General features: G+C 62.9%; 17 protein-coding genes and 1 tRNA gene. 3 read left to right on the forward strand and 15 right to left on the reverse strand.

Features of this window, described 5'->3' with window-relative positions:
* Positions 1 to 150: 150 nt before the first annotated feature.
* The 8 genes from V7S54_RS13355 to obgE all read right to left on the reverse strand — a co-directional run bounded on the left by V7S54_RS13355 (position 151) and on the right by obgE (position 8,395).
* Positions 151 to 1,473, reverse strand: a complete 1,323-nt coding sequence (locus tag V7S54_RS13355; RefSeq protein WP_065374133.1) for a S41 family peptidase — start codon at positions 1,471 to 1,473, stop codon at positions 151 to 153.
* Positions 1,463 to 2,860 carry a murein hydrolase activator EnvC family protein gene (locus tag V7S54_RS13360; RefSeq protein ID WP_058321706.1) on the reverse strand — a complete coding sequence of 466 codons (1,398 nt, stop codon included), beginning with the start codon at positions 2,858 to 2,860 and terminating at the stop codon, positions 1,463 to 1,465. The genes V7S54_RS13355 and V7S54_RS13360 overlap by 11 nt, the downstream gene beginning before the upstream one ends.
* Before the next feature lie 163 nt (positions 2,861 to 3,023).
* Entirely contained in the window at positions 3,024 to 3,506 is a 483-nt protein-coding gene (gene rlmH, locus V7S54_RS13365) for a 23S rRNA (pseudouridine(1915)-N(3))-methyltransferase RlmH (RefSeq protein WP_065374134.1), read from the reverse strand.
* A gap of 260 nt (positions 3,507 to 3,766) precedes the next feature.
* On the reverse strand, positions 3,767 to 4,198 hold the full coding sequence (gene rsfS / locus V7S54_RS13370) for a ribosome silencing factor (protein ID WP_057254963.1): 432 nt from the start codon (positions 4,196 to 4,198) through the stop codon (positions 3,767 to 3,769).
* A gap of 102 nt (positions 4,199 to 4,300) precedes the next feature.
* A complete protein-coding gene (locus V7S54_RS13375; RefSeq protein WP_141679380.1) occupies positions 4,301 to 4,909 on the reverse strand; it encodes a nicotinate-nucleotide adenylyltransferase in 609 nt (202 codons plus the stop codon).
* Between the two features lie 16 nt (positions 4,910 to 4,925).
* Positions 4,926 to 6,209: a glutamate-5-semialdehyde dehydrogenase gene (locus V7S54_RS13380; RefSeq protein WP_065374135.1), complete on the reverse strand. Its 1,284-nt coding sequence runs from the start codon at positions 6,207 to 6,209 to the stop codon at positions 4,926 to 4,928.
* On the reverse strand, positions 6,202 to 7,371 hold the full coding sequence (proB, locus tag V7S54_RS13385) for a glutamate 5-kinase (protein ID WP_065374136.1): 1,170 nt from the start codon (positions 7,369 to 7,371) through the stop codon (positions 6,202 to 6,204). The genes V7S54_RS13380 and proB overlap by 8 nt, the downstream gene beginning before the upstream one ends.
* Before the next feature lies 1 nt (position 7,372).
* A complete protein-coding gene (gene obgE, locus V7S54_RS13390) occupies positions 7,373 to 8,395 on the reverse strand; it encodes a GTPase ObgE (RefSeq protein ID WP_057254966.1) in 1,023 nt (340 codons plus the stop codon).
* Positions 8,396 to 8,480: 85 nt separating this feature from the next.
* Here obgE and V7S54_RS13395 point away from each other — a divergent pair, with 85 nt between their 5' ends.
* Positions 8,481 to 9,341: an endonuclease/exonuclease/phosphatase family protein gene (locus V7S54_RS13395; protein ID WP_065374137.1), complete on the forward strand. Its 861-nt coding sequence runs from the start codon at positions 8,481 to 8,483 to the stop codon at positions 9,339 to 9,341.
* A 39-nt stretch (positions 9,342 to 9,380) separates the two neighbouring features.
* On the opposite strand, the gene V7S54_RS13400 is transcribed toward V7S54_RS13395, so the two are convergent.
* From V7S54_RS13400 to rplU, 4 genes are all read right to left on the reverse strand, one after another.
* Positions 9,381 to 9,965 carry a GNAT family N-acetyltransferase gene (locus V7S54_RS13400; RefSeq protein ID WP_065374138.1) on the reverse strand — a complete coding sequence of 195 codons (585 nt, stop codon included), beginning with the start codon at positions 9,963 to 9,965 and terminating at the stop codon, positions 9,381 to 9,383.
* Positions 9,962 to 10,594, reverse strand: a complete 633-nt coding sequence (locus tag V7S54_RS13405) for a GNAT family N-acetyltransferase (RefSeq protein ID WP_034802649.1) — start codon at positions 10,592 to 10,594, stop codon at positions 9,962 to 9,964. The genes V7S54_RS13400 and V7S54_RS13405 overlap by 4 nt, the downstream gene beginning before the upstream one ends.
* 126 nt (positions 10,595 to 10,720) lie before the next feature.
* Positions 10,721 to 10,990 carry a 50S ribosomal protein L27 gene (rpmA, locus tag V7S54_RS13410; RefSeq protein ID WP_037470908.1) on the reverse strand — a complete coding sequence of 90 codons (270 nt, stop codon included), beginning with the start codon at positions 10,988 to 10,990 and terminating at the stop codon, positions 10,721 to 10,723.
* 33 nt (positions 10,991 to 11,023) lie between these two features.
* On the reverse strand, positions 11,024 to 11,398 hold the full coding sequence (gene rplU, locus V7S54_RS13415; protein WP_057254969.1) for a 50S ribosomal protein L21: 375 nt from the start codon (positions 11,396 to 11,398) through the stop codon (positions 11,024 to 11,026).
* 294 nt (positions 11,399 to 11,692) lie between these two features.
* On the opposite strand from rplU, the gene V7S54_RS13420 reads away from it, so the two are divergent.
* Positions 11,693 to 11,782, forward strand: a tRNA-Ser gene (locus V7S54_RS13420).
* Between the two features lie 123 nt (positions 11,783 to 11,905).
* Here V7S54_RS13420 and V7S54_RS13425 read toward each other — a convergent pair.
* The 3 genes from V7S54_RS13425 to rtcR all read right to left on the reverse strand — a co-directional run bounded on the left by V7S54_RS13425 (position 11,906) and on the right by rtcR (position 15,473).
* The gene (locus V7S54_RS13425; RefSeq protein WP_336556964.1) at positions 11,906 to 12,343 is read right to left on the reverse strand and encodes a hypothetical protein; all 438 of its coding nucleotides are present in this window, start codon (positions 12,341 to 12,343) and stop codon (positions 11,906 to 11,908) included.
* A 154-nt stretch (positions 12,344 to 12,497) separates the two neighbouring features.
* Positions 12,498 to 13,595, reverse strand: coding sequence for a DUF937 domain-containing protein (locus V7S54_RS13430; protein WP_336408446.1), 1,098 nt, complete (start codon positions 13,593 to 13,595; stop codon positions 12,498 to 12,500).
* Positions 13,596 to 13,865: 270 nt separating this feature from the next.
* Positions 13,866 to 15,473, reverse strand: a complete 1,608-nt coding sequence (gene rtcR / locus V7S54_RS13435; protein ID WP_065374141.1) for an RNA repair transcriptional activator RtcR — start codon at positions 15,471 to 15,473, stop codon at positions 13,866 to 13,868.
* Between the two features lie 209 nt (positions 15,474 to 15,682).
* On the opposite strand from rtcR, the gene V7S54_RS13440 reads away from it, so the two are divergent.
* On the forward strand, positions 15,683 to 17,236 hold the full coding sequence (locus tag V7S54_RS13440) for a TROVE domain-containing protein (protein WP_065374238.1): 1,554 nt from the start codon (positions 15,683 to 15,685) through the stop codon (positions 17,234 to 17,236).
* Positions 17,237 to 17,393: the final 157 nt, after the last annotated feature.

Consider the following 17,393-nt stretch of genomic DNA (forward strand, 5'->3'; position numbering starts at 1 on the left):
AGTGGCCGCGACAGCGCCTGTACCCCTATAATTTAGCGGTGTCGCGTTGACCAGTGCATCTGCCTTGGGCGGAGGATGCGCCCTCCTGAAATGCAGAGCGCCGCGTGTTCTTTCGAACACGCGGCGCTCTCAATTGCATACCTTGCAGGCTTACTTCTTGAGCTGCGCCTGTTCCGGGTTGGCCGGGAAGGTCGGATCCGTCTTCTTGCCACGCAACAGGTCGAGTGCGTAGTTGAGCTGCAGGTCGTCCTTCGTTTCCGGCGGCACATAGGCGACCGAGCCCGAACCTTCGTCGGTCTCGCTTTGACCCTGGATGTGACCGCGCAGGTCGGATTCGCCCTGCGCTTCGACCTTGCCGAGCAGTTCCGGCGGCAGCGGCTGTTCGACCTTGATGTCGGGCGAGATACCCGTGCCCTGGATCGATTTGCCCGACGGCGTGTAGTAGAGCGCCGTCGTCAGACGCAGCGCACCGGCTTCGCCGAGCGGGATGATTGTCTGGACCGAACCCTTGCCGAAGGAGCGCGTGCCGAGAACGGTTGCACGCTTCAGATCCTGCAGGGCGCCGGCGACGATTTCCGAAGCGGAAGCGGAGCCGCCGTTGACGAGCACGATCACCGGCTTGCCATCGGTCAGGTCGCCCGGCGTCGCGTTGAAGCGGCGGGTTTCGTCCGGGTTGCGGCCGCGGGTCGAAACGACCTCGCCACGCTCGAGGAAGGCGTCGGAGACGTTGATCGCCTGGTCGAGCAGGCCACCCGGATTGAGGCGCAGGTCGAGCACGTAGCCCTTGAGCTTGTCGGCCGGCACTTCCGCCTTGATCTTCTCGATGCCCTTCTTCAGGTCGTCATAGGTCTTCTCGGTGAAGGAGATGACGCGCAGGTAGCCGACGTCGCCTTCGGTGCGGAACTTGACGGCGCGAACGGCGATGACGTCGCGAACGATCGTCAGTTCGATCGGCTTGTCCGCGCCCTTGCGAAGGATCGTCAGCTTGATCGGGGTGCCGACGGCGCCACGCATCTTTTCAACGGCGTCTTCGAGCTTCAGGCCGCGAACGTCCGCACCGTCAATCTTCGAAATGAAGTCGCCGGCAAGCACACCGGCGCGCGCTGCGGGCGTGTCGTCGATCGGGCTCGTCACCTTGACGAGGTCGTCTTCCATCGTGACTTCGATGCCGAGACCGCCGAATTCACCGCGGGTCTGGGTGCGCATGTCCTCGGCGTCGGCCGAGTTCATGTAGCTCGAATGCGGGTCAAGCGAGGAGAGCATGCCATTGATGGCATTCTCGATCAGCTTGTCGTCCTGCGGTGGCGTCACGTATTGCGCGCGCACGCGTTCAAATACGTCGCCGAAAATTGCCAGTTCGCGATAGGTCGAAGTGTTGGCAGCGACGGCCGGAACGACAGCCGAATAAACCACGCCCATCGCGGTCGCGCCCATGAGCGCTCCGACCAGAACAAGTGAAGCCCTACGTATCATTTCGCGCCTTTCCAACCTCTGCTGCGGTCCACCATGGTCGGGAATCAACCGGTTTTCCGTCTTTTCGGAATTCAATGTAAAGCGTCGGCCGGTCCGTTTCCAGCGCCAAGGCCGCAGCACTTGCGACTCTTTTTGCGCCCATCGTCGCCAGCGGTTCACCCGCCACGACAAATTGTCCGGTCTGCACGCTCACCGTCTCCATGCCCGACAGCACCACATGGTAGCCGTCACCAGGATTGAGAATGATCATCTGCCCATAACTGCGGAAATTGCCTGCATAGACGATCCAGCCATCTGACGGCGCAGTCACCAGCGCGCCGGGATTGGTTTCCAGCATGATCCCTTGCAGGGAGTGCCCCGTGCCATCGGCATCACCAAACTTTCGCAAAAGCGATCCCGCGGCCGGATAGGCAAGCTTGTTCCTCAGCTCCGAAAACACGTATGCTGGCGCAATGCGGTTTTTGTCGGGCACTGCGTTGCGGGCCAATTCGCGTGCCGCTTCGCGCTCGGCCTCGCTCATGCGTAGGCGCTCTTGCTCCTGGGCGCGGGCTGCTTCTGCGGCCTCTCGAACAGAGGCGATCTGGCTTTCGAGCGAGCCGATCAGGCCCTGGAGATTGGTCGCCTGGCTGGCAAGTTCCTGCGCCTTACGCTGCTCGGCGGCGAGCTCGCTGGCGCTCGACTGGCGCAGCTTCTCCTTTTCGGCGACCAGCATCGACATGCGGCGCTCTTCTTCGACATTGGCCGTCATCGTCGCGGTCAGCTCTTCACGCTGCCGGTCGATGCCGGCGCGAATGTCGGCCAATGCCTTAAGGTCGGCCACCAGGTTTTCGGTTTCCTTGCGAAGACCGGGTACGACGGCGCCGAGCAGAATGGCGCTTCGCACCGACGACAGCGCATCCTCCGGCGTCACCAGGATCGCCGGCGGCGGGTTGCGTCCCATCCGCTGCAGCGCGGCGAGAACCTCGGCAAGTACCCCGCGGCGCGAGTGCAGGGACTTTCGGACGGCGTCCTCCTTGGTTCGCAGATCACTCAGTTTCTTTTCGCCGTCGACGATCTGTTGCTCAAGACCCTGGCGCTTTTTGGCGGAATCGACGATCGCAGCGCGTAGCGTCTCGTTGGTCTTGTCGATCTCGGCGATGGTCTCGGTCAGCGCGTTGGCGCGCTCTTGCGATAGCGTGATGGTCTTCGACAGTGCGTCGAGTTCGCTGCGCGTGCTGTTGCGGCGAAGGGTGAGGTCGGCGGCAGGATCGGGCGGCCCCTGTTCCTGGCCGGCCATCGAGGCGCCGGGCGGCGTGACCTCCTGGGCGCCTGCCGGCAGGCCGATCGCCAGCGCGAGCGCAAAGGCCGCCGCTTTACGGGCAAGCCGTCCTGCGTCGTCTCTTCCCATGCTGAAAACGCTGGTCCTGCCGCGGGGCGTCATCGGTTCGCGTGCGTCCATCCGAAAATATGAAGAAAAAACCTAATCTGATTTGTCGCGCACGACCAAGCATATTCTCGTTATCGGTGCGTGTTGCCGGGTGAAGGATCCCGCGGAAAACGGCCCACCTGGCCTAGACCCGATGATAGGGGTGGCCGGAGAGAATGGTGACGGCGCGGTAAAGCTGCTCGGCGATCAGGATGCGCACCAGCTGGTGCGGCCAGGTCATCTTTCCAAGGTTGAGCACCGCATCGGCGCGGGCGTGAAGGCTCGGGTCGAGGCCATCGGCGCCGCCGATCGCGATCATCAGGTCACGCTTGCCACTGTCGCGGAAGTTACCGAGGAGCGATGCCAAGCCTTCGGAATCGAGCGCCTTGCCACGTTCGTCGAGAAGCACGAGCAGGCTGCCTTCGGCAAGCGCCTTCTCAAGCTGGGAGGCTTCTTCCCGCTTGCGCGTGTCGGCATTCGACGCACGGCTTTCGTTGACTTCGACGACGCGGGAAAGTTCCAGACCGATTGCCGGACCGGCCTTGGAAAAGCGATCGAGATAACGGGCCGCGAGATCCTTTTCCGGCCCCGCCTTGAGGCGGCCGACTGCGAAAAGTCCGATACGCATGACCTTATCCGTCCTCGCTTGCGCTGCAACGCGCACTGCATAGTTCCTGAAATCGGGTCGATTCAAGGAGAATCTTATGCCGCGTCCATGGAGCCTTGCAGCGTCGTTCGCGCCTGGTCCGGATAACGAGCCCAAAAGGTTACGATCAGTCGCAACAAACTTCCGGCTGACAACGCCGCGAGCGGCGCCAGCCCTTCAAATTCATGCATGACCGTATCTCGGCTCGTCCGGCATTCAGCTGCGCGGCGACCCGGTCGGTCTCAATGCAAGGTGCCGTCCTCGATCTCAGGAGCCGCCCACATCCTCTCGATGTTGTAGAACTCCCGGATCTCCGGCCGGAAGATGTGAACGATCACATCGCCGGTGTCGATCAGCACCCAGTCACCGCCTTCCAGACCTTCGACACGGGCATTGCCAAAGCCCCCGTCTTTCAGGTCGGTCGTCAGGTGATCGGCAATGGCCATCACATGCCTCGTCGATCGCCCGGAGACAACGACCATGAAGTCTCCCAGCGCCGATTTTCCGGCAATGTTGATGCTGACGATATCTTCTGCCTTCGAGTCCTCTAGGCTTTCGAGGACCAGTTGAAGCGCACGGACAGCGGCTTCGTCGCTAGATCCCGTGCTGCGCGGGAACGCGGAGACCGCATATCCCTTGGCGTGTGCTGTTGTCAGGGTCTTTCCTTTCCACATGAACAGAACAGGCACTATCGATTCGAACAAAGATCGAACCGTTAGTGAATGTAGGCATCAAACCGTAGCGGTTTCAAGACAGGAGAAGTGAATCATGGGAATTCACGTAGGCTTCGCCGCCCGAAGCGCGGTCGAGCTCATCGATGAGCGCGGCCCATGGATGAAAGTCCAGGCGGGGGCTGCGTGATAGGCCAGACGGCGGGCGTCGTCCTCGTCGATGCGGGCATAGTCGAAGGTCCTGGCCATGCGTGAGGAGAGATAGGCAAGCGTCGAGCCCGGCCGGTCGATGACGGCGATCGGGAAGGTGCGGGCGATCTTCTGCCAGTTCTGCCAGCGGTGAAAACTCTTCAGGTTGTCGGCGCCCATGATCCAGACGAAGCGAATACCGCGATTGCGGGCGCGCACCATCTCCAGCGTGCGGGCGGTGTAGCTCTGGCCGAGCGCCTGTTCGAAGGCGGTCACCTTGATGCGCGGGTTGGGCGCGATCTTCTCGCTCATCGCGATGCGGTCGGCGAGCGGCGCCAGATTGTTGTGGTCTTTCAGCGGATTGCCGGGCGTCACCATCCACCAGAGCTGGTCGAGCCCCAACCGCTGGATTGCGGTGTCGGCGACCAGCACATGGCCCTCGTGCGGCGGATTGAAGGATCCGCCGAAGAGCCCGACCACCATGCCGCTCTCCACATGGGGCATGCGCAGGTAGCGGGCGTTCACCTTGCCCGCCGTCACTTCAGGGCCTGACCTGTCCAGCACCACGCACCCGATACTTGAAGGAGGTCAGTTGCTCGACACCGACTGGTCCGCGCGCGTGCATCTTGCCCGTCGCGATGCCGATCTCGCCGCCCATTCCGAACTCGCCGCCATCGGCAAACTGCGTCGAGGCGTTGTGCAAGAGGATCGCGGAATCGATCTCCGCAAAGAAGCGCTCGACCACCGCAGCATCCTCGGCGATGACGGCCTCCGTATGGGCCGACGACCAGGTGGCGATGTGCTCGATGGCGCCCGAGATGCCGTCGACCAGTTTAACCGAAATGATGGCGTCGAGGTACTCCGTCGACCAGTCTTCGTCGGTCGCGGCCTTCAGCCCGTCGACTGAGCCTGCGAGTTCATCCGACACACGCACTTCGCAGCCGGCGGCAAGCAGCGCCTTCAGCAGCGGCTTGACCAGGCGCTCGGCGTCGGTGCGGTCGATCAGCAGCGTTTCGGCAGCACCGCAGATGCCGGTGCGGCGCATCTTGGCGTTGACGACGATCTTTTCCGCCATGGCAAGGTCGGCCGAAGCGTCGACATAGATGTGGCAGAGGCCTTCGAGATGGGCAAAGACCGGCACGCGTGCCTCGTTCTGGACGCGGGCAACGAGGCTCTTGCCGCCGCGTGGCACGATCACGTCGATCGCGCCCGCGAGGCCCGAAAGCATGGCGCCGACCGCGGCGCGATCGGCGACCGGCACCATCTGGATGGCATGTTCCGGCAGGCCGGCGGCCTTGAGGCCTTCGACGAGGCAGGCGTGAATCGCGCCCGAGGAATGGAAGCTGTCGGAGCCGCCGCGCAGGATCACGGCATTGCCGGCCTTGAGGCAGAGCGCGCCGGCGTCTGCCGTCACGTTGGGCCGGCTTTCGTAGATGACGCCGATGACGCCGAGCGGCGTGCGCACGCGCTCGATATGCAGGCCGTTCGGCCGGTCCCATTCGGCAATGACGTCGCCGACCGGGTCCTTGAACTCGGCGATGGCGCGGATGCCGTTCGCCATGTCGCGGATGCGACCTTCGTTGAGCGTCAGGCGGTCGATGAAGGCGCTGGCGACGCCGGTTTCGCGGGCGTTTTCGAGGTCGATCGCGTTGGCGGCCAGGATCTCGTCCATGCGCGCGACGATCGCATCAGCCATGGCGATGAGGGCCGCGTGCTTGCGCTCGGCGCTGGCGACGGCAAGCGGTCGGCTGGCGGCCTTGGCTCTGCGGCCAATTTCCAGCATGACGCTCTCGACGTCGTCCTTGTTCTTCACCTCGTCAAGCATGGACCTCATCCTTCCGACTGCCCTCTTCTTGGGCGCGTTTTCCGGTCATCACCATATCGTCGCGGTGCACCATGGCGGCGCGGCCGGCATAGCCGAGGATCGCGGCGATCTCGGCCGATTTCTTGCCGGCGATCTGGCGCGCCTCGTCGGCGTCGTAGCCGGCAAGCCCTCGGGCGATCTCGCGGCCCGATGTGCCGAGAATAGCGATGGTATCGCCGCGGCTGAAGCTGCCGGTGACGTTGCGAACGCCGGCCGGCAGCAGGCTCTTGCCAGAGCGCAGCGCCTCTTCGGCGCCGGCGTCGACGCTGAGCGTTCCGGCCGGCAGCAATTGCCCGGCAATCCAGGTCTTGCGCGCGGTCACCGGCGAGCCCGACGGGGCAAACCAGGAGGAGCGGGCGCCTTCCTCGATCGCGGCGAGCGGATGGTCGGGCTTGCCCGACGCGATGATCATGGCACAGCCGGCGGTCGTCGCGATCTTGCCGGCATCGATCTTGGTGCGCATGCCGCCGCGCGAAAGTTCGGACGCCGCACCACCGGCCATGGCCTCGATCTCAGGCGTGATCTCGGCGATCGTTTCGAGGAACTGGGCGTTCGGGTCGAGATGTGGCGGGGCGGTATAGAGCCCGTCGATATCGGAGAGCAGCACCAGAAGGTCGGCGCCGACCATGGTGGCGACGCGGGCGGCGAGGCGATCATTGTCGCCATAGCGGATTTCGGTCGTTGCGACCGTGTCGTTCTCGTTGATGATCGGCACGGCGCCGAGCTTCAGCAACTGGTTGATGGTGGCGCGGGCGTTGAGATAACGGCGGCGCTCTTCGGTGTCGCCGAGCGTCAGCAGCACCTGGCCAGCGACGATCGCATCGGTCGAGAGGCTCTCCGACCAGGCGCGCGCCAGCGCGATCTGGCCGACGGCGGCGGCCGCCTGGCTTTCTTCCAGTTTGAGCGCGCCCGCAGGCACATTGAGCACGGTGCGGCCGAGCGCGATCGCGCCCGAGGAGACGACCAGCACTTCGACGCCCTTGGCCTTGAGATTGGCGATATCGGTGCACATCGCGTCGAGCCAGGCTTTCTTCAGCCCGGTGGCGCGGTCGACCAGCAATGCCGACCCGATCTTGATGACGACCCGGCGATACTTCAAAAGCGGCTTGCGGGTCTTGGTCATCTTAGAGGTTCTCCTCGCCGAAGCCTTCACCAGCCTTGGCGGCGACGATGACGCTGCGCAGCGCCCTCAGCGCCTCGGTCATGCCCTTTCCGACGGCGGCGGAGAGCAGAAGGGGCTGTTCGCCACAGGCCTTTGCCAGCGCCTTGGCCTTCACCTTCAATTCGTCCTCGTCGAGCACGTCGATCTGCGACAGCGCGACGATCTGCGGCTTGTCCTCGAGGCCGCCGCCATAGGCTTCGAGCTCGTACTTCACCGTCTTATAGGCCTTGGCGACATCTTCTTCCTGGGCGGACACCAGATGCAGCAGCACGCGGGTGCGTTCGACATGGCCGAGGAAGCGGTCGCCGATGCCCACACCCTCATGCGCGCCTTCGATCAGACCCGGGATATCGGCGATGATGAATTCGTTGCCGTCAATGGTCGCGACGCCGAGATTGGGATGCAGCGTCGTGAAGGGGTAGTTGGCGATCTTCGGACGTGCGCGGGTGCAGGCGGCGAGGAAGGTCGATTTGCCGGCGTTCGGCAGGCCGACGAGACCGGCATCGGCGATCAGCTTCAGCCGCAGCCAGAGGGTCTTCTCATCGCCTTCGAGGCCTGGATTGGCCCAGTTCGGCGCCTGGTTGGTGGACGACTTGAAGCGGGCGTTGCCGAAGCCGCCATTGCCGCCAGCGGCCAGCCGGTAGCGCTGGCCCTCGGCCACCATGTCGACGATCAGCGTCTCGTTGTCTTCCTCGAAGATCTGGGTGCCGACCGGCACCTTCAGCGTCACGTCGTCGCCGCCGGCGCCGGTGCGGTTGCGGCCCATGCCGTGCTGGCCGGTCTTGGCCTTGAAGTGCTGCTGGTAGCGGAAGTCGATCAGGGTGTTGAGACCGTTGACGGCCTCCACCCAGACATCGCCGCCGCGGCCGCCATCGCCTCCGTCCGGTCCACCGAACTCGATGAACTTCTCGCGCCGGAACGAGACGGCGCCCGCGCCGCCGTCGCCGGAGCGGATATAGACTTTCGTTTCGTCGAGAAATTTCATTGGGCTGCCATCTGTTCGGTGTAGGTGCGCGGTCTTAATTTGCCGCCATCGATATAGGCGGTTTATTCGGAGGTCAAAGAATATCGTGCGGTTCGTCAGCTACAACATCCAATACGGTATCGGTCTCGACGGCCGCTTCGATCCCGAACGCATCGCGGCCTCGATCGGGGACGCCGACATCATTGCGCTGCAGGAAGTAACGCGCGGTTTTCATCGCAACGATCACGTCGATCTCGTCGCCCGCTTCGAAAAGTTGTTCCCGGCTCATTTCGCGGCCTTTCACGCGCCCTGCGATATCGACATCGGCTCGGCGGTCGAAGATGGCCGCGCCGTCAGCCGCCGTTTTCAGTTCGGCAACATGATCCTGTCGCGCTGGCCGATCCTTGCGACGCGGCTGATCCCCCTGCCACGCACCCGCACGATCAGCCCGATGAACCTGCAGCGCGGTGCGACCGAAGCGTTGATCGCGACACCTGATGGTCCGCTCCGGGTCTATTCCGTGCATCTCGATCATGCGTTTCCCGCCGAGCGCATCGCCCAGATCCGCTACCTGAAGGACCGGTTACTCGGCTATCCGCTCGAAGGCGGCGCGATTACAGGGGCGGCCGATTTCGGCCTTGCCGAGCCGCCGCACCCGGAGGATTTCGTCGTCATGGGCGATTTCAACATGGAGCCGGAGACGCTGGAATACAACGCCATGGTCGGTGCGCGTGACGCCTACTACGGTCGTTCGCTGCGGCTTGAGAATCCGGTCGACGCGCTTGCCCATCTCGAACGTCTGACGCCGGAAAGTTATAGCTGGATTCATCCCGAAAACCCCGAAAAACGCATGCATCTCGACTATTGCTTCTTAAGCGCCGGCCTCGTTCCGCGGTTGACGGACGCCTGGACGGATTATGAGGCCAAGGGCTCCGATCACATGCCGGTCGGCTTCACGCTTTCATGAAAAATCCCCCGCGAAGTCGAGCGTCGCGGGGGATGTCTTTCAATGCGGTCGGTGCAGATCCGCCGCCGTCAGTCGCGTTTCGATATGCGCGACCATCGCATTGCGGGCGAGCGCATAGACCTGGGTGCAACCGGTGACCTTAAAGCCGATCTTCTCCTGCACCTTCAACGACCCCGGATTGTCGGCAAAGACGCCGGAGTGCAGCGTCGTTTCCGGCATGCGGCGGAAGAAGCGTTCGACCGCGGCATAGACCGCCTCGGAGGCAAAACCCTTGCCCCAGTAGAAGCGGTTCAGCCAGTAGCCGACATGCCATTGGCCGTGCCTGAGCTCGATGCCAATGCAGCCGATGTGCACGTCGTCGCCTGACGTGATGGCGAGCGTCCAGTCGGGCGTCAGGCCTGAGGTCTGCGCCGTCAGCCAGTCGAGCGCGTCCTGCAGGTCGTAGGGCGCCGGCACGCGCGCAAGCATGCGCGCTACCTGGAAATCGCCGAGTGACTGGGCGATCGCCTCGGCGTCATTTCGCCGATGCGGGCGCAGCACAAGACGCTTGGTCTCGATGACCGGGCAGGGGCCGGGACCGGGGCGGGCGATGATCCGCTGGCGTTCGGAAACGAGCGCGTTCATCGCATGCCTCCCCAGCTTCTCAAGGACACCCAGGTCTTGCGGTCGAGCCGGTACCACTCGACGGCGATCGAGCCGCCGAGCGCCAGGCTGCCGACCATGCCGCTTCCCTGAAACTGGAAGCCGCACTTCTGGATGACCCGGCGGGATGCCAAGTTCATGACCCGGCAGCGCGCATCGATTTGGTCGATGTCGCGGGTGCGGAAGGCCATGTCGGTCAGGACCTGTGCGGCCTCGGTGGCATAACCCTGGTTCCAGTAAGGTTCGCCCAGCCAATAGCCGAGTTCCGCCGTCTTGCCGTCGGGATGCGGTTCGATACCGCAGCAACCGAGAAATGCGCCATTGTCCGCCTTGGTAATCGCGTAGACGCACTTGCCAATCGTGCCGGCTTTCGCGCGTCGCACGAAGTCGGCGGCATCGGCCGTCGTATACGGGTGCGGCATGCGCGAGACCATGGTCGCGACATTGGCATTGTTGGCAAGATGGGCAAGGGCGTCGATATCGTCTTCATGGGGGGCGCGCAGAACGAGCCGGGGTGACAACAATATCGGGCAATCGGTCCTTGACCGTTGGGGCCTCAGCCTCTGCTCGGGAGACCGGGATTGGTCTTCCCTCAACAATTCGGTTTGCATGGTTTCCTCCAGAAACGAAAAAGGGGAGTTGGGTATTGCCCCATCTCCCCTTTGAAGTCTGGCTTGGAACCATCAGGTGCGTCAGCCGGGTCGATGAGACGCCGGCTGTTTTAGAGCGCTACCGGCTTATTCCGCTGCTTCGGCTTTCGGCATTACAGACACGTACACGCGGCCATTGGCCTTCGTACGGAAGTCCACGTTGCCGGCCGTAAGTGCAAAAATCGTGTGGTCCTTACCGAGGCCGACATTGGCGCCCGGATGCCACTTCGTGCCGCGCTGGCGCACGATGATGTTGCCTGCAACGACGTTTTCGCCGCCGAACTTCTTCACGCCAAGGCGCTTGGACTCAGAATCGCGACCGTTACGCGACGAACCGCCAGCTTTTTTGTGTGCCATTGGTGTTCTCCTTTAAACCTTAGATCCCTGAACTCAGTTTGCAGCGGCTTCAGCGGCGGCTTCGGTCTTCTTCGAAGCCTTCTTCGCCTTGCCACCGGCAGCAGCGATGTCCAGGATGCGGACGGTCGTCTGGTGCTGGCGGTGACCGCGCGAGCGCTTGGAGTTCTGGCGGCGACGCTTCTTGAAGGCGATAACCTTCTTGGCGCGGCCCTGTTCCACAACTTCAGCGCTGACAACGGCGCCTTCGACAAACGGAGCACCGATGGTTGCATCGGCGCCAACGCCGACCATCAGGATCTCGGTGAATTCGATCTTGTCGCCTGCAACGCCTTCCAGCTTTTCGATGGTGAGGACGTCGTTGGCGGCCACGCGGTACTGCTTACCGCCGGTCTTGATGACTGCGAACATTTTTTATCCTTTCATGTTCGATCCGGCTCTCTGTCCGAGGACAAGGCCGTCTTTTTGTCAGTCGACAGTTGAGTGGAATTCCCAAAAGGATATCCACCGGTGAAAGGGCGCAAATCACACCCGATGCGGGATGGCCAGGCCACACCACTTCATTGCGCGGATTACAAGGAATCGCGCGGGTGTGTCAAGGCGAAAGCAACAGGGCCGTTACATATTCTTCAAACAGGCACTTGCCAGCACCCGAATCTGCCGCTATGAACCCGACCGCGCTAACCAAGCGCCGACCAGCAAAGCGGAGAGGTGGCTGAGTGGTCGAAAGCACCGCACTCGAAATGCGGCGTACGGGCAACCGTACCGTGGGTTCGAATCCCACCCTCTCCGCCATATCTTCTTCGACTCGATCGTCGCAATCATGCCGCAGTTCGTCAAACGGCCAGATGGCGGCGCGAATTTCGTAGTTCCGTCAAGTGCCCGTTGAACGACGGTCCTGTTCCGGCAGTGCCTGCGTCAGGCGACTTTCAGAGCTGCCGATATTTCCGACAAGGTGGCTTTCTCCGCGTCGCTCACCGCGACTCCACCGAATCCCATGAAGCCACCTTCCTTGGCGGCTTCCGCGACCTTCTGGCTGATCTGGTACAGCCATGCGGCGAATGCCCCGGCATCGCCGGGCGCCTTGGTCTCGACGGTGGTTCTCGCCTGTTGCAGTGTCTCTATGCATCTGGCCTTCATGTCCTCAGGCTTTGCGCCCTTGAGTTTTGCCTGCAGCCCGTCGCGCGCGGCGGTCCGCCCTTCCGAGGTCTCGAAGTCGGCGACCAGCGCTTTGACAAGCGGGCTTGCCGCCGCATCCGATTTTGCCTGCAGAAGCGCGCTGCTGTTGGCGATGCCCTCCTTCAGCATACCCCAAAGGCCGCTCGGCTCGGCGGCCGTCACGGCAATGCCGGCCATCATCACGCTCTCCAAGAGCAACGTCCATTCGTCCGGGGTGAATGTCGATTTGTCGGCCATGGCTGATCCTCCTTCGTTCGATTTTGTCGATGACAATTGCCGCCGGTCCGCGCAGCGCGCAAAAGGCCGGCGGTCTCTCTATCAAGTCGATCCGTCAGGCCGACAGGCCGGCGAGCTTGGCCTTCAATGCGTCGATCGTCGGCTTCAGGATGTCCGAAACGCCGGGGATGGCCAGCACTTTGTCGAACAGCCCGTTGAGCGTCGGCATCATCGGCCCGACCAGTGCCGAAAGCGCTGCCTTTTGCTCGGTAGACAGTTGCCCGGCCGTGCTGCTTACCTTGTCGAACCCGCCTGAGATCTCCTCCAGTTTCGGCAGCGCCGCCGTGGCTGACGCCGCGTCGGTAATGCCGGTCAGGGTTGTCTGCAGGCCGGCCATGCCGTCCTTGACCTGTTGGCCGATGTCGACCCCGCCGACTGTCAGTCCTTGCCCTGCCGTGCCGGCCTCGGGCGCGACCTCCCCGCTCGGCCTGCCGAACAGATAGAATAGCACGGCCGCAAGCGCGAGCACGGCAATCACCCAGTAGAGCCAGTTGCGCGACCCGGAAGGCGTGGCCGTCGCCGCGGTCCGCTGTGCCGCAGTGCCGACGGTTGCCGCTGCATCGCGCGCCGCCTGGCCGGCGGCGGTCGCGGTCGCCTGCGCAGAGCCGCCGAGCGCGCCAAGAAGGCCGCTGCCGCCCAAGAGCTCCCTGGCGCCGGCTGGCAATGCGGCCGCGATGTTGTCCTTCTGGCTCGCGAGCAGTCCGGCGATGCCGTTGGCGCTGAGATCCCCGCCGCTCTGCCGGGCAAGGCCGCCTATCACGAGGGGAGCGAGTGTTGCCAGCAGCGAACCGCTCGCCCGCTGGTCCATGCCGGAAACCCCGCCGATGGCGCTTGCAAGCGCACCGCCATCCTTGGCTCCGAACAGCGAGGAGATGATCTGCGCCCCGCTCTGGGCAAGCGACGCCTGATCGCCACCCGAAAGCATCCCGAGGAGATTGTCGAGTGATCCGCCCTGTTGCCTGGCGGTGTCGGCGATCCTTTGCGCGCCGCCTGGTTGCGCCGCAATACCTGTCAGTCCCGCCAGTACCGCAGGAATGGCAGCGCTGACGGCGCCTTGCACCTTGCTGCTATCGAGCCCGAGCGCCGAAGCGATGCGTGCGATCATGTCAGGGGTAAGCATCTGCGCGATATAGGAAACAAGATTGCTGGCCATTGGCTTTTCCTCCACGTTGATGTCGTCGAACATCGACAGCACTCATGGAGCGGTCGTCCGACGGCGCGGCAATTGGCTGCAAGCAATTCGCGTTTATCTGATTATCGTCTGCGAGACCGGTTCGTCTGGAACCCTCGGCGCAAAAATATTAGCACTTGTGGATGTATTTGCCCAGTTCACGGCAACTTGCGGAAACTGCGGCCCCGGCGGATGCATGGGACTCGACGCGATATGGGTTAGGGGCAGAAGCAGCCGCAGCGCGCCGGTGCTTCAAACGGGTTTGCGAACATCCTCGAACCTCAGGCCGAAGCGGGTCAGGTACTTGGACAGGCGGTCGGCGTCGTTGCTGCTCTTCTTTTCCAGACGCGAATGCGCAAACAGTGTCCGGCCGGCTGCGCTGGCAGTCGCGTGGCTGCGGCATGTCTCGATCACGGCGGCAAGCTGGGCCTTGTCGAAAAGATCGAGTTTTGCGGCAGCCGTGCTCCCCAGGCATTCGACGAGGAGATCATCGCTTTGGAACGCCAGGCGGGTCTCGCCCCATGCGGCCCGCAGGCGAATGATTTCCTGATCGACGACGTCGGTGGTGATGCGTCCCTGCGGGGCGAGCGTTGCCATACGGGTCACGGAGGCAGAAAGGTCGCGGAAGTTGGCGCTCCAGGCGGCGTCCGGGCCGGTCGCGAAGGCAAGGTAACGTTCTCGCGCTTCCTTGTTGAAGGTGATGTTCTGGCCCTCGCGCTCCAGAAAGCGGCGAAGCTCGAAATCCAGGTTGGGTTCGATATCCTCCTGGCGCTCGCGCAGCGCGGGAAGTTTAAAGGTCCACAGGTTGAGCCGCGCGAACAGGTCCTCGCGGAAGCGCCCGTTGCGTACGTCTTGCCGGAGGTCGCGATTGGTGCCGGCGAGAAGCTGGAAGTCTGCCGAGGCCTCCCTGTCGGCGCCCACAGGCAGGAAGCGCTTTTCTTCGATGGCGCGCAGGCACATCGCCTGTTCGTCGAGGCCAAGCTCGCCGATCTCATCGAGGAAGAGGACGCCCTTGTCGGCGGATTTCAAGAGGCCGGCCCTTTCACCGGCGGAGCCCGTGAAGGCGCCTCTGACGTGGCCAAAGAGCGCCGACATCGCCTGGTCGCCGCGAAGTGTCGCGCAGTTGACCTCGACAAAATCGCCACTCACTTTGCGCTGCGCCTTCTTCAGTTCGTAAATGCGCTTCGCAAGCTGCGACTTGCCGGCGCCTGTCGGTCCGGTCAGGAGCACCGGTGCGGTCGAGCGGATGATGACGCGCTCGATTTCGTCGATCATGCGGTTGAAGGCGGCGTTGCGTGTCGAAATCCCTGATTTCAGGAACGAGCGGGCGTCATCGCGTTCGGAGGCGAAGCGCTTGGCAATCTCATCATAGCGCGAGAGGTCGAGGTCGATGATCCGGTGGGTGCCTGCGAAATCCTGGCTGGGCTCGCGGTCCCGCGGTGGTGAAAGCTGCAGCAGGCGGCCGGGAATGATCCGGGCCTCGGCCAGCAGGAACCAGCAGATCTGGGCCACGTGGGTACCCGTGGTGATATTGACTAGATAGTCTTCCATATCCGGATCGAAGTCATAGGCGCGGGCGAAGTCCCGCAACTTTGTGTAGACTTCGGAGAAATCCCAGGGATCACCAAGATTGATGACGTGCTGGCGCACCTCGGTCGCCGGCGATACCGTTTCGATGTCCTTTATGATGGTGTTCGCCAGGTGGCTCGCGTGGTTGTCGTGAATGAGTTCCAGGCGATCGATGAACAGGCCCTGTTGCTGGGCGAGGCCGACATTGGGTCGCCATCGCCTCCATCGATCTTCGCGGCGCCCCGTGTCGAGCGTTGTGCCGAGGATGCTGATGGCGATACGACGCTTCATATTTATATTTTTCTATAAGTTCCTATAATCCTGGATAGACTACACGCTTTGCTTGCGGTGCGCAAATTCATGTCCGTATCGAGACATGAATTTTTTCTCTTTTTAAATTCAATCAGATACCGGAAAATTTCGCGAAAAATCGTGGAGCGCTGCGCGTTTGGCACGCGGCTTGAAATGTATCTGGCATGAACAACCATCGAGGTGCAGCCATTGTGAACAAGGCGATCTTCAAATCCTATTTCGGCAAGCTCATCGCGGGCACGAATGCCGTAAATCGCGAAGGGGCCGCAAGCTATCAGCTCACGGCGCGCGAAGCACTTGCTCAGTATGCCGTGACGGGCACCTTCAACGATACCTTCTACGCGGATGCCGGAGAGCAGCTGGAGGCCGTCGCAAAACTCGCTCTTGAGGTTGAGCCGGCGTTTCTGGCGAAAGTGGCGATCTACGCCGCCGAGAAGGGCCATATGAAGGATATGCCGGTCACGCTGCTGGCAATGCTCTCGGCCATCGAAAGCGATGCTTTTGCACGCGCCTTCCCGAAGGTGGTGAAGAGCGGCAAGATGCTGCGCGGCTTCGTGCAGGTGATGCGGTCCGGCGCGGCCGGGCGCAAGTCGCTTGGAACACGTCCGAAGAAGATGGTGCAGGCGTGGCTCGAGCGGCTCACCACCGAGCAGTTCCTGCAGGCGATGGTCGGCAACGATCCCTCGCTCGCCGACGTCATCAGGATGGTTCATCCGAAGCCTGCGGATGCCGAGCGCGCAGCGCTCTATGCCTGGACGATCGGCAGACCATACGACCTTGCTGCGCTGCCTGCGAAGGTCGCGGCTTTCGAAGCGTTCAAGCGGGACACGCGCCTGCCGTTGCCGGCGGTCCCGTTCCAGATGCTGACTTCGCTCGGCCTGAGCAAGGAACAGTGGGCGCAGGTTGCGCTCGCAGGATCCTGGCAGATGGTGCGCCAGAACCTCAACACGTTCGCACGAAAGGGTGTGTTCGAGGTTGACGGCGTCTCCGAGCGGCTGGCGGCGAAGCTCGCCGAGCCCGAAGCGGTACGGAAGGCCAGGGTCTTCCCGTACCAGCTGATGGTGGCGTGGCAGATGGCGGACCCGTCCGTTCCGGCGGTGGTTCGGGATGCCTTGCAGAACGCGATGGAGGTCGCGATCTCAGTGGTGCCGATGGTCGCCGGCAATGTCGTGGTCTGCCCGGATGTGTCCGGTTCCATGTCGTCGCCGGTTACCGGTTATCGCAAGGGTGCGACGTCGGTCGTGCGGTGCATAGACGTCGCCGCGCTTGTCGCCGCTTCGTTCCTGAGGAGCAACCGACACGCACGGGTTCTGCCGTTCGAAGAGGATGTGGTGAATGTTTTGTTGAACGGACGCGACAGCGTCATGACCAACGCCGCCAAACTCGCGGCGGTCGGTGGCGGCGGCACGAACTGCGCCGCGCCGCTCCGCCTGCTTGTCCAGGAGAAGGCCAAGGTCGATGTCGTGATCTTTGTCTCGGACAACCAGTCCTGGATGGATGCGCTAGGACAGGGGCAGGCAACGGCGATGATGGCCGAATGGTCGCGGATCAAGAGGGTGAACCCGGCCGCAAAGCTGGTCTGCCTCGACATCCAGCCGTATGTCGAGACACCGGCGACGGGCGAGGACGTGCTGAATATCGGCGGCTTCTCGGATGCCGTCTACGGCGCCATCGCCAGCTTCGCGGCCGGAAAGTCCGGCCCGGACGCATGGATCCGCAAGATCGAGGCGATCGATCTTTGAAAGACGTCTCGCGGCGCTCACAGGCGGCGCGAGACACCGTGACGAATGCCGGATGGAACTACAGACTGTTAATCTCCAGGTCGCGGGTTCAAATCCCGCCGGGTCCCCCAAAGGACCCGTAGCTCAGCGGACAGAGCGGGCGTTCCACCACCCTTGT

It is taken from the genome of Ensifer sp. CCNWLY38, assembly GCF_037120565.1.
GTDB lineage: Bacteria > Pseudomonadota > Alphaproteobacteria > Rhizobiales > Rhizobiaceae > Ensifer > Ensifer adhaerens_H.

What these genes read in the sequence shown, in the direction of transcription:
- rsfS (WP_057254963.1), bottom strand. Translation starts at nt 4,198, where the DNA reads ATGTGGAAAGGAAAGACCCTGACAACAGCACACGCCAAGGGATATGCG.
- proB (WP_065374136.1), bottom strand. Translation starts at nt 7,371, where the DNA reads ATGACCAAGACCCGCAAGCCGCTTTTGAAGTATCGCCGGGTCGTCATC.
- rtcR (WP_065374141.1), bottom strand. Translation starts at nt 15,473, where the DNA reads ATGAAGCGTCGTATCGCCATCAGCATCCTCGGCACAACGCTCGACACG.
- V7S54_RS13360 (WP_058321706.1), bottom strand. Translation starts at nt 2,860, where the DNA reads ATGGGAAGAGACGACGCAGGACGGCTTGCCCGTAAAGCGGCGGCCTTT.
- rpmA (WP_037470908.1), bottom strand. Translation starts at nt 10,990, where the DNA reads ATGGCACACAAAAAAGCTGGCGGTTCGTCGCGTAACGGTCGCGATTCT.
- V7S54_RS13430 (WP_336408446.1), bottom strand. Translation starts at nt 13,595, where the DNA reads ATGGCCAGCAATCTTGTTTCCTATATCGCGCAGATGCTTACCCCTGAC.
- V7S54_RS13355 (WP_065374133.1), bottom strand. Translation starts at nt 1,473, where the DNA reads ATGATACGTAGGGCTTCACTTGTTCTGGTCGGAGCGCTCATGGGCGCG.
- obgE (WP_057254966.1), bottom strand. Translation starts at nt 8,395, where the DNA reads ATGAAATTTCTCGACGAAACGAAAGTCTATATCCGCTCCGGCGACGGC.
- V7S54_RS13425 (WP_336556964.1), bottom strand. Translation starts at nt 12,343, where the DNA reads ATGGCCGGCATTGCCGTGACGGCCGCCGAGCCGAGCGGCCTTTGGGGT.
- V7S54_RS13400 (WP_065374138.1), bottom strand. Translation starts at nt 9,965, where the DNA reads ATGAACGCGCTCGTTTCCGAACGCCAGCGGATCATCGCCCGCCCCGGT.
- rlmH (WP_065374134.1), bottom strand. Translation starts at nt 3,506, where the DNA reads ATGCGTATCGGACTTTTCGCAGTCGGCCGCCTCAAGGCGGGGCCGGAA.
- V7S54_RS13380 (WP_065374135.1), bottom strand. Translation starts at nt 6,209, where the DNA reads ATGCTTGACGAGGTGAAGAACAAGGACGACGTCGAGAGCGTCATGCTG.
- rplU (WP_057254969.1), bottom strand. Translation starts at nt 11,398, where the DNA reads ATGTTCGCAGTCATCAAGACCGGCGGTAAGCAGTACCGCGTGGCCGCC.
- V7S54_RS13405 (WP_034802649.1), bottom strand. Translation starts at nt 10,594, where the DNA reads ATGCAAACCGAATTGTTGAGGGAAGACCAATCCCGGTCTCCCGAGCAG.